This is a genomic window from Streptomonospora litoralis (assembly GCF_004323735.1).
In the GTDB taxonomy this organism is placed as follows: Bacteria; Actinomycetota; Actinomycetes; order Streptosporangiales; family Streptosporangiaceae; genus Streptomonospora; species Streptomonospora litoralis.
Window position 1 is genome coordinate 2,581,148 of record NZ_CP036455.1, and the last position, 15,042, is coordinate 2,596,189.

At 72.3% G+C, this 15,042-nt stretch carries 11 protein-coding genes; 5 read left to right on the forward strand and 6 right to left on the reverse strand.

The window, feature by feature from the left end; all coding sequences use genetic code 11:
* From EKD16_RS11170 to EKD16_RS11180, 3 genes are read left to right on the forward strand one after another with little or no spacing between them, the layout of a single operon-like run.
* Positions 1-576 (forward strand): IS607 family transposase, encoded by a 576-nt coding sequence (locus EKD16_RS11170; protein ID WP_131098329.1) that lies wholly within the window; start codon positions 1-3, stop codon positions 574-576.
* Entirely contained in the window at positions 573-1,982 is a 1,410-nt protein-coding gene (tnpB, locus tag EKD16_RS11175; RefSeq protein ID WP_207391502.1) for an IS607 family element RNA-guided endonuclease TnpB, read from the forward strand. Before EKD16_RS11170 ends, tnpB begins: the two co-directional genes overlap by 4 nt.
* Positions 1,979-2,959 carry an RNA polymerase sigma-70 factor gene (locus EKD16_RS11180; RefSeq protein ID WP_131098330.1) on the forward strand — a complete coding sequence of 327 codons (981 nt, stop codon included), beginning with the start codon at positions 1,979-1,981 and terminating at the stop codon, positions 2,957-2,959. Before tnpB ends, EKD16_RS11180 begins: the two co-directional genes overlap by 4 nt.
* 97 nt (positions 2,960-3,056) lie before the next feature.
* Here the strand turns inward: EKD16_RS11180 and EKD16_RS11185 are convergent, their stop codons facing one another.
* Positions 3,057-3,944, reverse strand: a complete 888-nt coding sequence (locus EKD16_RS11185) for a sulfotransferase (RefSeq protein WP_131098331.1) — start codon at positions 3,942-3,944, stop codon at positions 3,057-3,059.
* A gap of 523 nt (positions 3,945-4,467) precedes the next feature.
* Between EKD16_RS11185 and EKD16_RS11190 the strand changes: the two genes are divergently transcribed.
* Positions 4,468-5,241 carry an SIR2 family NAD-dependent protein deacylase gene (locus EKD16_RS11190; RefSeq protein ID WP_131098332.1) on the forward strand — a complete coding sequence of 258 codons (774 nt, stop codon included), beginning with the start codon at positions 4,468-4,470 and terminating at the stop codon, positions 5,239-5,241.
* A gap of 44 nt (positions 5,242-5,285) precedes the next feature.
* Here the strand turns inward: EKD16_RS11190 and EKD16_RS11195 are convergent, their stop codons facing one another.
* The 5 genes from EKD16_RS11195 to yczE form a co-directional block, all read right to left on the reverse strand.
* Complete coding sequence (locus EKD16_RS11195) at positions 5,286-8,660, reverse strand: NACHT domain-containing protein (protein WP_207391503.1); 3,375 nt, start codon at positions 8,658-8,660, stop codon at positions 5,286-5,288.
* A gap of 153 nt (positions 8,661-8,813) precedes the next feature.
* Positions 8,814-9,488 carry a uracil-DNA glycosylase gene (locus EKD16_RS11200; RefSeq protein ID WP_131098333.1) on the reverse strand — a complete coding sequence of 225 codons (675 nt, stop codon included), beginning with the start codon at positions 9,486-9,488 and terminating at the stop codon, positions 8,814-8,816.
* A 92-nt stretch (positions 9,489-9,580) separates the two neighbouring features.
* A complete protein-coding gene (locus tag EKD16_RS11205) occupies positions 9,581-10,324 on the reverse strand; it encodes an MgtC/SapB family protein (protein ID WP_242677339.1) in 744 nt (247 codons plus the stop codon).
* A 121-nt stretch (positions 10,325-10,445) separates the two neighbouring features.
* Positions 10,446-12,245 carry a glycoside hydrolase family 15 protein gene (locus tag EKD16_RS11210; RefSeq protein WP_341351875.1) on the reverse strand — a complete coding sequence of 600 codons (1,800 nt, stop codon included), beginning with the start codon at positions 12,243-12,245 and terminating at the stop codon, positions 10,446-10,448.
* 477 nt (positions 12,246-12,722) lie between these two features.
* Positions 12,723-13,403, reverse strand: coding sequence for a membrane protein YczE (gene yczE, locus EKD16_RS11215; protein WP_242677340.1), 681 nt, complete (start codon positions 13,401-13,403; stop codon positions 12,723-12,725).
* A 101-nt stretch (positions 13,404-13,504) separates the two neighbouring features.
* On the opposite strand from yczE, the gene yczR reads away from it, so the two are divergent.
* Positions 13,505-14,929: a MocR-like transcription factor YczR gene (gene yczR / locus EKD16_RS11220; protein ID WP_242677341.1), complete on the forward strand. Its 1,425-nt coding sequence runs from the start codon at positions 13,505-13,507 to the stop codon at positions 14,927-14,929.
* Positions 14,930-15,042 lie beyond the last annotated feature (113 nt).

Consider the following 15,042-nt stretch of genomic DNA (forward strand, 5'->3'; position numbering starts at 1 on the left):
ATGAAGTTGACGGAGTGGGCTCGAAAGCAGGGCGTGTCCTACCGCAGTGCCTTGAACTGGTTCCATGCGGGGACCCTGCCTGTGGCCGCCCGCCAACTGGCCACCGGCACCATCCTCGTCGAGGAGCCGGTGACTACCGGCGGTCGCGCTGCCGCCTACTGCCGGGTTTCCAGCGCTGGCCGGAAACCCGACCTGGAGCGTCAGGCGGGGCGAGTCGCCGCCGCCTGCACCGAACGCGGAATCACGCTGGACCAAGTGGTCACCGAAGTCGGTTCCGGACTCAACGGCAACCGTCCCAAGCTTCACGCGTTGCTGCGCGACGCGTCGGTGTCGGTGATCGTGGTCGAGCACCGCGACCGGCTGGCCCGCTTCGGGACAGAGCACGTTGAATCGGCCCTGGCCGCCTCGGGGCGGTCGCTGGTGGTACTCGACGATAGCGAGGTCGATGACGATCTGGTGCGCGACATAACCGAGGTGCTGACGTCGATGTGCGCCCGGCTGTATGGGAAACGGTCGGCGGGGAAACGCGCCGCCCAGGGGGTGGCCGCCGCAACACGGAAGGAGGGCCCGGCGTGAACGGCGCCCACCATCAGGCCTACCTGTTCGCGCTTGATGCCGCCCCTGAGCAGGAACAGGCGTTGTCCTCCCATGCCGGGGCGGCCCGGTTCGCCTACAACTGGGGGCTGGCCCGCGTCAAAGCCAACCTGACCCGACGCGCCGCCGAGCGCACCTACGGCCTGGACGAGGCGGATCTGACCCCGGGCCTGAACTGGTCGGCCTACAGCCTGCGCAAAGACTGGAACACCGCCAAGCACGAGGCGGCGCCCTGGTGGGGCGAGAACTCCAAAGAGGCCTACTCCTGCGGCCTGGCGAACCTCGCCCAGGCGCTGAAGAACTGGAGCGCCTCCCGCGCCGGCAAGCGCACCGGAAAGAAGACCGGGTTTCCGAAGTTCAAGTCCAAGCGGTCCCGGAAGTCGTTTCGTATCACCACCGGAGCCTTCGGGTTGGCCCCCGGCGACAACCGGCATGTGAAGCTGCCCCGCATCGGGGTGGTGCGCACCCACGAGTCCACCCGCAAGCTCGCCCGCCACCTGGCTCGTGGCTCCGCCCGCATCCTCGCGGCCACCGTCAGCTTCCAGCGCGGCCGGTGGCACGTGTCCTTCACCGTGGAGAAGCGCACCCCCGCACCGGCCCCGGCCACCGGCGGCGCCGTCGGCGTCGACCTGGGCGTCAAGCACCTGGCGGTGCTCTCCACCGGAGAGGCCGTGGACAACCCCGAACACCTCGACCGCGCCCAACGGAAGATGCGCCGCGCCCAACGGCGGGCCGCGCGCCGCACCGGCCCCGACCGGCGCACCGGACAAACCCCGTCCAACCGGTGGCGCAAAGCCCGCGCCGCCGCCGACCGGCTGCACACGAAGACCGCAAACGCCCGCCGCGACGGGCTCCACAAACTCACCACCCGCCTGACCAACGCGTTCTCCACGATCGTGATCGAGGACCTGAACGTGGCCGGGATGGCGGCCAACCGCTCGCTGGCCCGCGCGGTCTCCGATACCGGAATGGGCGAACTGCGCCGCCAGTTGGAATACGAAACCGCCTGGTCCGGGCGCCACCTGGTGGTGGCCGACCGGTGGTTTCCCTCGTCCAAGACCTGCAACGACTGCGGCGCGGTGAAAGCCAAGCTGCGCCTGTCGGAGCGGACGTTTACGTGTGAGGCGTGCGGGATGGTCGCCGACCGCGACGCCAACGCCGCCGCCGACCTCGCCGACCTCGCCGAGGTCGCCGAGGTCGCCGAGGTCGCCTCCTCCCCGGGTTGCGGGGCGAGGATAAACGAGCCGCTGGAAACCCACGTAAGCCCGCCCCTGGTGGCTATGGGTACCGCCACGGGAAGACCCCGCCCGGTCGGGCGGGGTCAACGCAGCGCCGCAAGGCGACGGCTCAGGACACGTTTTCACACGTTTCCTGAACGGCACCGATGACGCGGGAGACGACGGGAGACGGGACGGATTTCGAGGAACTGCGGCCGCTGCTGTTCTCGATCTCCTACCGGATCCTGGGCAGCGCGACCGAGGCCGAGGACGCCGTACAGGAGACCTGGCTGCGCTACGCGGCGAGTTCGACGCGACCGCGGTCCCTCAAAACGTTCCTCGCGACGACGACCACCCGCATCTCGATCGACGTGCTGCGTTCCGCCCGGATGCGCCGGGAGGAGTACATCGGTCCGTGGTTCCCCGAACCGCTGCTCGCCGACCCCTACCAGGACCCGGAACGCTCCGCCGACCTGGCCGACTCGGTGTCCATGGCGGCGCTGCTGCTGATGGAGCGGCTCAGCCCGCCCGAACGCGCCGTCTTCGTCCTCCGGGAGGTGTTCGGATTCGCTTTCGCGGACGTCGCCTCGGCGGTGGACCGATCCGAGGCGGCCTGCCGACAGCTCGCCTCGCGGGCACGCCGCCACATGCGCGACGGCCGGCCCCGTTTCGAGTCCGACCGCACGAAGCGCACGGAACTCGCCGACAGGTTCCTCGACGCGCTCAGGGACGGCGACGTCGACGGCCTGCGCGAGCTCCTCGCCGCCGACGCGCAGCTGGTCAGCGACGGCGGCGGCAAGGTCGGCCAGAAGACCCCCGTCCAGGGCATCGACCGGGTCGTCCGGGTGCTGGCCGCCGCCGTACCCCCGTACATCCATATCGGCGCCGTGATAGAGCCACACGAGGTCAACGGCCAGCCGGGCGCGATCCTCCGCGACCGCGGAGGAAGGATCGTCGCCACCTGGGCGCTCGACATCGTCGACGGACGCATCCAGACCGTCCGCTCGGTGATCAACCCGGACAAACTCGGGCATCTCGGCCCTGTCGCCGACGCCCGCGCGGTCATCCGCGAAAAGAACCTGGCCCGCCGGCGGCCGGAGCGCACCCACCGGGCCCCGGGTCCAGCTCGTAGCGACCGACGTAGGTGACCGGCCCACTCCCTCCCGCTCCCGGCCCCGCGGGACCGCCCTTGGGCGCCTTCGCGCCCTTCGCGGCAGGCATGATCGCAGCCACCCGCTACGCCGCTCAGCGCCCCTTGGCGTAGCCCAGTCGCTTCAGTTCCGCGCCCGCGACGGAGCGGACCTCCTCGCGCTGCTCCGCGTTGAGGCGGTTGCGCCAGGCTCCGATGCCCGGTGAGTCGGTGCGCACCAGCTCGACGGCCGAGACCCGGGCGCCGGTGAACTCGCGCAGTCGCTCGGCCGCCGCGACCTCGCCGCCGAAGACGTCCTCGTAGCGCAGCGTCATCAGCCGGTCGGCCCCCAGCGAACCGCGCAGCCGGGCCGACAGCCGCACCGCGCCGCGCCAGCGCAGCGCGCATTTGGCCGCGACGGACAGCTTCGGGTAGCGCGTGCGCTCCTCCTCGCTCTCGATTCCGAAGAAGGGGTTGGGCATCTCCTCCGCCAGGTTCGACAGCGCCGGGCGGAACCACGAGAGCGCATGCTCGTCTGCCAGCATCTCGGTCGCCACGTCGCGCCCGTCCCGGATGATCTGCACGAACACGGCGTCCTCGAACGCCGTCTGCAGCGCGGCGGCGCTGTAGATCAGATCCGGGCTCGCGTCGCCGTACCGGCTGACGTCGCCGGCGTGCCGGCAGGGCGCTGCCGCTTCGCGGGCGGGCACCGGTCGGGCCGGGCAGTAGGGGCACGTGCGCGGGGTCAGCTGCCAGGACTCCGCGAACGCCGCCCGCAGCAGCGCCGCGGTGCCCGAGGCGCGCTCCTCGGCGATCGACGGCCGCCGCGCCAGGGCGTAGGCCGCGTCGAGCACGGTGCCGTGGCCCGCGCCGACGTGGAAGCCCGGTGCTTTGCCCAGGGCGCGGCCGATGAGCTCCACGCCGGAATGCGGCGCACCCAGGACGAAGACCGGCCTGCGGACCTTCGTCCCGTTCACCAGGAGGATGTAGGGCGGCTGTTTCATGGGCAAGGAGATTTCGGCACTGTTCGGCGGGTCCTGTGCGGTTCGGAGCTTTCCGGGGCCGGTGCGCCCTGTGGCCGCTCCGTCCGCGGTCGTCTGGTCCCAGCGAACCCCATCGGCGTCGAGCGACCTCCGCTTTCCCCGGAATCGGCGCGTCGCCGAGGTCCTCCTCGGCCGGGCACCCGCGAGCGCTTCCCGCGTCCCCGCTGTGAGCAGAGATTACCGCGAAGTTCCGCATGCACCGTTATGTCCGCTCCCTTCGTCGGCGAGAAGTGGTGGATACGTGATCTTCCCGTGAGCCTGCACACCCGGCCGCCGACTCGGGCGAGCCCGCAGACGGGCCGGGTCCGCTCGCCACTCGGGCCCCGCGGCGCTGCCACAATGGGCGCAGATCGACTACGGCCGCGGGCCCCGGGCGGGGGACAGCGGGGACGCGGGTCGGCGCCCGGCGGCGGCCACGGCCGCGGGCCCCGGTGCCGCACCCCGGCCGGGACGCGGCCGCCGCACCCGACGCCGAGGACCGCACATGACCGCAGCCGCCAGCCCCGCCGACGCCGCGCACCTGCTCGCCGGCGCCGAGCGGATCACCGTGCTCACCGGGGCCGGTATCTCCACCGATTCCGGCATCCCGGACTTCCGCGGGCCGCAGGGCGTGTGGACCAAGGACCCGGGCGCGGCCGCCCTGTTCGACTACGACACCTACATGGCCGACGCGAACGTCCGCCGCACGGTGTGGCAGATGCGCCGCGACCACCCCGCCTGGCAGGCCGCCCCCAACGCCGCCCACCGCGCCCTTGCCGAGCTGGACGCCGCCGGGCGCCTGCGCGCACTGGTCACCCAGAACATCGACGGCCTCCACCAGGCCGCCGGTGTCGCCGACGACCACGTCATCGAGGTGCACGGCACCATGAAGCAGGTGGCGTGCATGAAGTGCGGCCACCGCACGCCCGCGCCGGAGGTGCTGGAGCGGCTGGAGGAGGAGTCCGACCCGCGCTGCCTCGTGTGCGGCGGCATCCAAAAGGCCGACACCATCTCCTTCGGCCAGCGCCTCAAACCCGACGTGCTCGACGCCGCCGTGCAGGCCGCCGCCGAGGGGGCGGTGTTCGTGGCGGTCGGGACGTCGCTGGCGGTGCACCCGGTGGCCGGGTTGTGCGACATCGCGCTGGAGAACGGGGTTCCGCTGGTCGTCGTCAACGCCGAGGAGACGCCGTACGACGGCGTCGCGGAGGTGGTCCTGCGCGGCCAGATCAGCGAGGTGGTGCCGGAGCTGGTGAAGTACGCGTTGGGGACGGCGGGGTAGGCGCTGGACGCGGGACGAGCCCGGGGTGCCCGGGACGCGGTGTGTCAGGCGGAGCCCCACCGGCTGCTGTCACCGCTGCCGTCGGCGGCATCTCCGTAGAATCGCGCGGGGTGGTCGTCCGCGAGCGGCTGTCCGTCCGGGTTCCGGTTGCTGCGCGGGCGGAGCGCCGCCCGGCGCGTTTGGCCCCTGGGCGCCGCATTCGACGAGGCGCCGGACCTCGCCGAGGACACGGGGGTGCCGGCCGCCTCCGATCCGGGCTCCTCACCCGTCGCAGCGGCGGTCAAGGCCAGGATGCGTTCCCGGGCGGCCTCGAAGTCCGCCCGGTGATCCCCCGCGTATGGGTGCAGCCGGTCCAGTGTTGCGGGTAGCGCGGTGGCGGCAGGAGACTTCAGCACCTCCCCGACGCCGGCGAGGTAGGTGACGACGGTCCGTATCAGGGCGGAGGAGTAGTCGTGCGGCCCGGCTTCCTCGGCGCGGGTGTAGTCGAGGTCCTCCGCCGCCTGGCGCAGGACCACCGCCTCCAGCCTGCCCAGCAACCGGTGCGACAGCAGCCTCTCGTAGAGCCGCAGCCGCTTACTCAGCTTCTCCGGATCAGGTGGCGAGGGCGGTCCCAAGCGCAGTTCCAGTACGTCGTGCGCTTCGGCCCACGCGGTGCCCTGCTCCGAGTCCTCCAGCCAGGCCACCGGTTCGCCCGATACCCAGGCCGCATAGGGGAGCAGCACCATCACCATGCGGGCCGCGGTCCCGTTGAGCCGCAGCGCGGTCGAGCGCAGCATCGCCGAGGTAGCCGGGGCGTCGTGGAGGGTGATCGTGTAGGGGTCGGTCACCGACACCGGATCCCGCGTGTCGGAGGTGAGTTCGAAGCCCACACACTCGCCTACGTTCACGGGCGCGCGGTCTTCGCGGAAGACGACGGTGCGCGGATCGTCACCGCCGTAGCCCAGATGGCGGACGCGGACGTGGTCGAGCAGGCCGTGCCACTGGTGGTTCGGCAGGCCGCGCCACTGGTTCGCCAGGCTGCGCCAGCGCCACGGGGCTCCGCCGCTGCGGTCGAAAAGTTCGGAGACCTCGATCCCCTCCGACTCGATGCGTGTCAGCAGGATGATCAGGTTGGCCGTATACGTGGCCTGCCGCTCGGTAATGGGCAGGCGGCGGGGCTGGTAGCCGCCGTAGGAGCGGCCGGTCGCCGGGTAGGGCGCCTCGCGGAACAGGTCGATGAGCAGTTCGCGGTACTCGGTGCGCTCCTCGGGTTGTTCGGCGAGCCGCCGGTCGAGCAGGTCGTGGGCGAACTCGACCAGCGCCGCGCTGCTACCGAGCACGGAGAACGACGTCAGCGCGTAGAACAGCCCGTCGTCCATGGGCGGCGCGGCCCGCGGCCGTCGCGCGGCGAACCGGCGGGCCGCCAGCAGTTCCGCCAGTTCGGCGGTGACGGCGCGTGCCACCAGGTACTCGCCGAAGGTCGCGTGCAGGAACTCGAACACGCTGGCGGTGCGCGACTCGACCTGTGCCCGCGACTCGTGCACGAAGAAGAAGCGGCCGAGCACCTGGTGGGCGTCGGTGACAGCCCCGTGCAGGTCGGCGTCCGCGGGGCGCAGAGCGGCGTCGGGCATGAGGACGGCCAGGTCGCGTTCCAGCTCGTCGGCGGCGACGCTCTGCCGCTGGCGGGCGAACATCGCGACGGCGACGACCTCCAGCCGGTGCAGCTCGTCCTCGATCGCGCGGGCCAGCTCCGGGGAGCCGAGATTCGACCGGTGCTTGCGCACCTCACGTTCGGCGAACATGGTCAGCAGATGTTCATACAGCGCGCTGCGGGAGAGTTCGCCGCCGGAGCGCTGCAAGGCGTTGTCCTCGGCGTCGTAGACCAGCAGCATGAGCAGCAGCAGCGGCTGTGTGGCGAGTTCGCGGTAGGGCAGCAGTGCTTCGACGGTGGGTGGCTGCAGTCCGCGTGCGGTATACGCGTCGGGGTTGGCCTCGTTCCAGATCTGCACCATGCCGGCGAGCTGGCGGTCGTCGAAGGGTTCCAGGCGCAGGATCGGGATCCCGTCGGGGATCCTGGCACGGTCGGCGACGACCGTCCGGCTCGTCACGATGACCGCCACCGGCTGGCCCAGCGCCTCCTGCTGCCGCTGGAACTCCTGCACCTGCTCCAGGTAGTCGGAGCGGTTGACCCCGCTGGCCTGCAGCAGTTCGTCGAACCCGTCCAGAATGACGACGGGCAGCGCGCCGTTCGCCGACTCGGCCAGCGTCCGCCACTGCACGGTGGTGTTCAGCATGGCCGCGACACCCTCCTCGATCTGGGTGTGGATCGGCGCGTTGGGCGGTACCGCCCGCAGCTCCACCCGCAGCGCGAAGAAGTCGGCGGTGGACAGCCGCGCGGCGAGCATCTCGGTCAGCACCGACTTGCCGGCCCCGGGATGACCGAGGACGACGATGGGGGACCCCGTCACCTGCTCCAGGGTGAGCATCCCGGCGAGGAGGGATTGGAGATCGTCGTGGAGCGGGACATCGGCCCACCATGCGTCGGCGGACGGCATACTCCCCGCCCCGGCGACTGCGAATCGGCCCCGCGGCGCGAGATAGGCCGTTTCGAGGGTCGGCAGTTCCAGGCCCGCCGGCGCGGCGGACGAGCGCAGCACCCGCCGGCTCAGCGCGGCGCGGTAGACCCCGGCGAGTTCCCTGCGCCGCCGGTCGAGGACGCGCTGCGAGTCCATCCCCTCGACCAGTCCGCGGAGGACGGCCAACCCGGTGTCGATCTCCCCGACGCGCCGCTGCGTGGCCTCGTGCGCGGCCATGTTCGCCCACACGCCGAATTCGGGGACGTCGGCGGCCAATCGGCGGTAGGACTCCAGGAAGCGCCGCTCGGCGCGATCGGGAAGACGGTTCTGAATGCTGTGCTGAGCGGACGCACGTGCGGTCTCGTCCAGTTCCTCCCATACCGCGAGGCCGAGCAGGAAGTTGATCAGCACATCAGCGGTCGAGGCGGCTTCTTCGCCCGTCGAGATCCACCGCACCTGCCCGTCGAAGGCCACACCGCGCAAGGCGGGCATGCCGCCGAGGAACCGCTCCGACAGCTGCAGCTGCTCGTCCGCGCTCAGCTGAAGGTCCGACAGGCGCAACTGTGCGCGGGAGTCCTGCAGCACCTCGTCCAGCGCCTCGAAGACCGAGACGGTCACCAGCACGTTGAACGCCGCCGAGACCCGCTCGGTGCGGTCCATCCGGCTGATTCCGGTGATCTTCTCCCGGATGCCGGTCAGCGCCTGATGCCCCATGTGGGCGATCGCCCCGCCCGCGCCCGCGACACCGGGCAGCCCGAGCGAGCCAAGCGCGCCCTCGGTCAGCTTCTCCGCGAAGCCGACGACCGCCGGGTCGTCCTGCCCCAGCATCTTCAGCGCGTCGGCGTAACCGAGCCTCTTGGCCATCAGCGGGCGACCTCTCCTGTTGTACGCGCCGTGCACACGGGGCCTACACGCCTGCACCCCCAGGCCAATTCAAGTACGGGACTTCGCCGCCCCACAAACCCGCGCACGACGGGAATCCGGCCGCATCCGGCCACGCTCGGGCAGCGCGGTGCCCTACGGCAGCCGCCAGTCCAGCGGCTCGGCGCCCTGCTCCTGCAACGAGGCGTTCGCGCGGCTGAACGGGCGCGAGCCGAAGAACCCGTTGTGCGCCGACATCGGGCTGGGGTGGGTCGACTCCACACAGGGCACGCCCGGCATGAGCGGGCGCAGGCTCCGTGCGTCGCGCCCCCACAGGATGCCCACCAGTGGTGCGTCGCGCTCGGCCAGGGCGCGGATGGCCTGGTCGGTGACCTCCTCCCAGCCCTTGCCGCGGTGCGAGGCGGGCTTGCCGGGCCGTACGGTGAGCGCGCGGTTGAGCAGCAGGACGCCCTGCTTGGTCCACGGGCTCAGGTCGCCGCTGGAGGGCATCGGCAGGCCGAGGTCGTCGCTGTACTCCTGGAAGATGTTGCGCAGGCTCCCGGGCGGCTTGACATCGGGTGCCACCGAGAAGCTCAGGCCCACCGCGTGCCCCGGCGTGGGGTAGGGGTCCTGGCCCACGATGAGCACCCGCACGTCGTCGAAGGGCTGCTGGAAGGCGCGCAGCACGTTCTCGCCGGAGGGCAGGTAGGTGCGGCCGGCGGCGACCTCCTCCCGGAGGAACCCGCCCATCCGGCCGATCGTCTCGGCCACCGGTGCGAGGGCCTGGGCCCAGCGGTCGTCCATCACGTCGGTCAAGGGTCGTCCTGGCATGGCAGCACCCTAGCGGCCCCCGCGGACGGTGCGGGCCTGCTCGCCGATGCCGCGCGCGAGCGGCAGGGGTACCGCCCGCGCGCCCGCTCTCCTCACTCCTCGTCCGCCGGTTCGCCCGCGCGCACCGACACCACACCCGGGGTCTCCGTCAGCGCCGCCGCCAGTTCCTGGAACCCGTGCCGGCCCGCGCCGCCGCGCACCTGCAGGGTCAGGTCGATGAGGGCGCCGTGCGGGTGTCCGGAGTCGCTGCTCTGGGTGTGCACCTCCAGCACCCGGAACCCGCGCTCGGTGACCTCGGCCAGGATGGAGCGCAGTGTGCCGCGGCCGTCCTCGTAGGCCAGGCGGAGGGGGGCGGTGGAGGGGCGCCGGCGGGTGACCAGCCGCAGCACCGGGGGGTAGCCCAGCGAAACGAGGTAGTGAGCGGCCGTAACGGCGGCGGCCACCAGCCACAGCCCGGCCCCGGCCGCGGTACCCACGGCCGCGGCCACCCAGATCGTGGCCGCGGTGGTCAGTCCGCGGACGATGTCCTGGCGCACGAAGATGACGCCGGCGCCGATGAAGCCGACGCCCGACGCGATCTGCGCGGCCACCCGGGAGGGATCCAGGGCGATGCCTTCGTCGTCGATGACGTCGAAGAACGCGTACTTGCTGACCACCATGAACAGCGCGGCGCCGACGCCGACCAGGGTGTGGGTGCGCAGTCCCGCGTTCTTCTGCCGCAGCTCGCGCTCCAGCCCGATGAGCGTGCACAGCACGAGCGCGACGGCCAGGGCCAGGACCTGCGCCCAGCCCTGGCCCTGGAAGCTCGCCATGAAGTCGTCCATGTCCATGTCCATGACCGACTGCTACCCGCGCCGGGGCGCACATTCGCGCCTGCAGCGCCGCCTCGTGCGCGGGCCGGGGCGCCGCGGCCCGCGCTGCGCGGACGGCAGGCGGGGGGAGGAGAGTGCGCCGGATTCAGACCGCGGGTTCGCCGCGACGGAGGCCGTTCTGGTGGGAGAGGTTGAGCGCGGTGGTGACGAGCGGCACGTGGCTGAACGCCTGCGGGAAATTGCCGACCAGGCGGCCCTTCTTCGCCTCGTACTCCTCGGCCAGCAGCCCGACGTCGTTGCGCAGGGCCAGCAGCCGGTCGAACAGCTCGCGGGCCTCCTTCTCGCGGCCGATCGACAGCAGCGCGTTGGCCATCCAGAAGCTGCAGGCCAAAAACGCGCCCTCTTCGCCGGGCAGGTGGTCGGCGGCGTCGTCGCGGTCGGTGCGGTAGCGCATGACGAAGCCGTCGATCATCAGGTCGTCGCGGATGGCTTCGATGGTGCCGACGATGCGGGGGTCGCTGTAGGGGAGGAAGCCGACCTCGGGCATGAGCAGCAGCGCGGCGTCGAGCTCCTTGCCGCCGTAGTACTGGGTGAAGGTGTTGCGGCGGGCGTCGAAGCCGTATTCGCAGACCTCGGCGTGGATGGTGTCGCGCAGCGCCCGCCAGCGCTCGAGGGGCCCCTCCTTGCCGAAGTCCTCGATCATGCGCACCGCGCGGTCGGCGGCCACCCAGGCCATGACCTTGGAGTGGACGAAGTGCTGGCGCGGCCCGCGGACTTCCCACAGCCCTTCGTCGGGCTCGTCCCAGCACCATTCCAGGTAGTTGACCAGGGAGCGCTGCAGCCCCCAGACGTGTTCGCCGCCCTGCAGGCCGCTGCGCCGCGCCAGGTGCAGCACGTCCATGACCTCTCCGTAGACGTCGAGCTGGTACTGGCCCACCGCGGCGTTCCCGATGCGCACCGGGCGGGAGTCCTCGTAGCCGGGCAGCCAGTCGGCCTCCCATTCGGCCAGCCGGCGCTCGCCGCGCACGCCGTACATGATCTGCATGTGCTGGGGTTCGCCGGCCACCGCGCGCACCAGCCACTCGCGCCAGGCCTGGGCCTCGTCGGTGTAGCCGCTGCGGATGAGCGCCTCCAGCGTGATGGTGGCGTCGCGCAGCCAGCAGTAGCGGTAGTCCCAGTTGCGCACCCCGCCGACCTCCTCGGGCAGGGAGGTGGTGGGCGCGGCCACGATCCCGCCGGTGGGGCGGTAGGTCAGCGCCTTCAGCGTGATCAGGGAGCGGACCACGGCGTCGCGGTACTCGCCCTCGTAGCTGCACTGGTCCACCCACTGGCGCCAGAAGCGCTCGGTGCGCGAGAGCGCCTTCTCGGCGTCGAGGTGGTCGGACTCCTCGACCTGGGAGGGGTGCCAGGTCATGACGAAGGGGACGCGCTGTCCGGCGCTGACGGTGAAGGTGGCGTCGTGGACGAAGTTGTGGCCCTCCATGGGCACCGGGGAGCTCATCCACACCGCGTCGGGCCCGGCGATGGCCACCAGTTCGGTGCCGCTGCGGTGGATCCAGGGCACCACGTTGCCGTAGTCGAAGCGCACCCGCATCGCGGTCTGCATCCGCACGGTGCCGGCCAGGCCTTCGACGATGCGCACGAGGTGGGGGGCGCCGCCGCGCGGCGGCATGAAGTCGATGACGCGCACCGAGCCCTCGGGGGTGTCCCACTCGGATTCCAGGATGAGCGTCTCGGGCCGGTAGCGCCGCCGCGCCGCGCGGGGCTCGCCGCTGGCCGGGCGCATCCACCAGTTGCCGTTCTGCTCGTCGCCCAGCAGCGCGGCGAAGCAGGAAGGGGAGTCGAAGTGGGGAAGGCAGAGCCAGTCCACGGAGCCGTCGCGCCCCACGAGAGCTGCGGTCTGCATGTCGCCGATCAGCGCGTAATCCTCAATCCAGCCGGACACGCGGCTCACCCCCTTCTCAACCAAGATCACGTCTACGCGGACGTACCGTATCCAACTCCGGGCCGCCGCGCGGACATGCGGAAGTGGCCCCTTTCCGCGATGCGGTGGCGGTATCCGCGCGGGCGGCCGGTGTCGCGGTGGGCCGGTCGGCTGCGCGGGCCGGTGCGGCCCGCTTCGGTCACGCTACCGGTTGAAGCGCTTTCCCAGGTGACGGACCGGATAAATGTGTTCTGGGAGATACCCGCCTCGGGCCCTGTGCCACCCCGGCGGAGCCGCGGGGCCGCGCGCCGGGCCGCCGCGCGGCCGTGCGCAGCGCCGCCGGCGGCTGTACCTGGGAGTTCGCGCCTGGGAATCCGTTATTGCGACGTGATCCCGCCCGGCGTGCGCAGCGCTGGGAGGCCGCCTGTGATGTCCGCTTTCGGATGATCCGATCTCGCACGGGGGCGGGGTTCGGCGCCCGGTGCCGGCGGTGCGGGTTCACCTCGGTTCGCGCGCCCCGGTCGCACCGCGATCGGCGGCGCCCACCGTCAGCAGCGGCAGGAAGAGCTGGGTCAGCGGGCCGATCGCCACGGCGAAGAGCAGGGTGCCCACGCCCAGTGTGCCGCCGAGCAGGGCGCCGGCGACCACCACGGCGACCTCGATGGCGGTGCGGGCGGTGCGCACCGACAACCGGGTGCGCTCGGCCAGCCCGACCATGAGCCCGTCGCGCGGTCCGGGGCCCAGCCGGGCGCCGATGTAGCACCCGGTGGCCAGGCCCGTGAGCACGGTCCCCGCCGCCAGCGCGGCCCAGCGGGCGGCGAGACCCTCCGGTTCCGGCAGCAGCCACAGCGAGGCGTCCACCGAGAGCCCGACAACCACGGCGTTGCTGAGAGTGCCCACCCCCACCCGCCGGCGCAGCGGAATCCACAGCAGCATCGTGGCCGCCGAGGTGAGGATGCTGCAGGCGCCCACCGACAGCCCCGTGCGCCGGGCCAGGCCCTGGTGCAGCACGTCCCACGGCATAGCGCCCAGCTGCGAGGAGATGAGCAGCGCGCAGCCGAGCCCGAACGCGCACAGGCCCGCGTACAGCTGCACCAGGCGCCGGCCGCGCGGCGGCGGCAGGAGCGGAACGTCGAACAGGCGGCGCACGAAACCGGACAGCAGCGGCAGCGCAGACACGGGGCACCTTTTCAGGTCGGGGTGTGGAAGCAGGCCACTCGGATATTGTTGGAACCGTACGATTCGGAAATAAAGCGCCAATTTGGGAAAGTGGCACCGTCGTGGTTGGTGAGCGCCGTATCAACGGCCACCTGCTGGCCCGCCTGGTCGGTCCCGACGCCGGCGGCCGGCCCTACTACCGCACGCTCGGCCGGGCCGTCAGCGGCCTCATCCTGGACGGCCGGGTGCCCACCTTCACCCGGCTGCCCGCCGAACGGGACCTCGCCGCGGCCCTGGGGGTCAGCCGCAACACCGTCACCGCCGCCTACACCTGGCTGCGCGAGAACGGCTTTCTGGACAGCCGCCAGGGCGCGGGCAGCTGGACCGTACTGCCCGACGGCGGCACGTCGTCGGGCGTGCTGCTGCCCCGCACCGAGCACGTCGACCTGGGCGTGGCCGCCCCGGCCGCCGTCGACGGCATCCAGCACGCCGCCCGGCTGGCCGTGGACCAGCTGGCCGCCCACGTCGGCGGCATCGGCTACAACCCCCGCGGGCTGCCCGAGCTGCGCCACGCCATCGCGCGGCGCTACGTCGAGCGGGGTCTACCCACCGGTCCCGAGCAGATCTTCGTCACCGGCGGCGCCATGCACGCCGTCGCGATGCTCATGGACATGCTCACGGAACCGGGCGACAGCCTGCTGATGGAGTCGCCCACCTACCCCCACGCCGTCGACGCCGCCCGGCGCCTGGAGGCCCGGGTGCGCACCGTCGGGGTCACACCCTCCGGTTGGGACATGGAGCACGTGCTCGACGCCTTCCGCCGCATCAAGCCCGCTGCCGCCTACCTCATCCCCGACTTCCAGAACCCCACGGGTGTGCTGATGGACGACGAGGAGCGCGCCGCGGTGGCGGCCGAGGCCCGGCGCGCGGGCAGCATGCTCGTCGTCGACGAAGGCGTGGCCGAGCTCGCCATCGACTCCGGCGACCTGCCCGCCCCGCTGGCCGCCCACGACACCGACGGCCGCATCTTCACCGTGGGATCGGCGGCCAAGACCTTCTGGGGCGGCCTGCGCATCGGCTGGATCCGCACCACCCCGCCCATGGTCGAGCGCCTGACCTCCGCCCGCCAGCGTCTGGACCTGTCCAGCTCGCTGCTGGACCAGCTCACCGTCACCCATCTGCTCGCCGACACCCTGCGCATCCGCGCCGAACGCAGCCGCCAGCTGCGCCGCAACCGCGACGCCCTGGTCACCGCGCTGCGCGAGCACCTGCCCGGCTGGGAGTTCACCCGGCCCTCCGGCGGGCTGGTGCTGTGGGCGGGGCTGCCCCGCGCCGCCGCCACCGCGCTGGCCGACAGCGCCGCCGAGCACGGCGTCCACCTGGCGCCCGGGCCGCTGTTCGGCGCCGACGGAACGCTGGAGCGCCGCGTGCGCCTGGCCTACACCCATCCGCCCGAGGTACTGGCCGAGGGCGTCGAGCGGCTCGCCCGCGCCTGGGCGCAGACCCTGTCTCGCCCCGCCCGACCCGGCAGCGGCCTCTACGTCTGATCGCCTGCCGCCGCCCGCTGCGGCACCACCCCTTCGCCCGCCTGCGGCCCGATCCCCGCGCCGGCGACGCTTGCGGCTGCACCGGCGGCGTGGTCCGATAAGCGCAACCGGAG

Coding starts and splice junctions, on each gene's coding strand:
- EKD16_RS11180 (WP_131098330.1), top strand. CDS start 1,979: ATGACGCGGGAGACGACGGGAGACGGGACGGATTTCGAGGAACTGCGG.
- EKD16_RS11205 (WP_242677339.1), bottom strand. CDS start 10,324: ATGGACATGGACATGGACGACTTCATGGCGAGCTTCCAGGGCCAGGGC.
- EKD16_RS11170 (WP_131098329.1), top strand. CDS start 1: ATGAAGTTGACGGAGTGGGCTCGAAAGCAGGGCGTGTCCTACCGCAGT.
- EKD16_RS11185 (WP_131098331.1), bottom strand. CDS start 3,944: ATGAAACAGCCGCCCTACATCCTCCTGGTGAACGGGACGAAGGTCCGC.
- EKD16_RS11200 (WP_131098333.1), bottom strand. CDS start 9,488: ATGCCAGGACGACCCTTGACCGACGTGATGGACGACCGCTGGGCCCAG.
- EKD16_RS11195 (WP_207391503.1), bottom strand. CDS start 8,660: ATGGCCAAGAGGCTCGGTTACGCCGACGCGCTGAAGATGCTGGGGCAG.
- EKD16_RS11190 (WP_131098332.1), top strand. CDS start 4,468: ATGACCGCAGCCGCCAGCCCCGCCGACGCCGCGCACCTGCTCGCCGGC.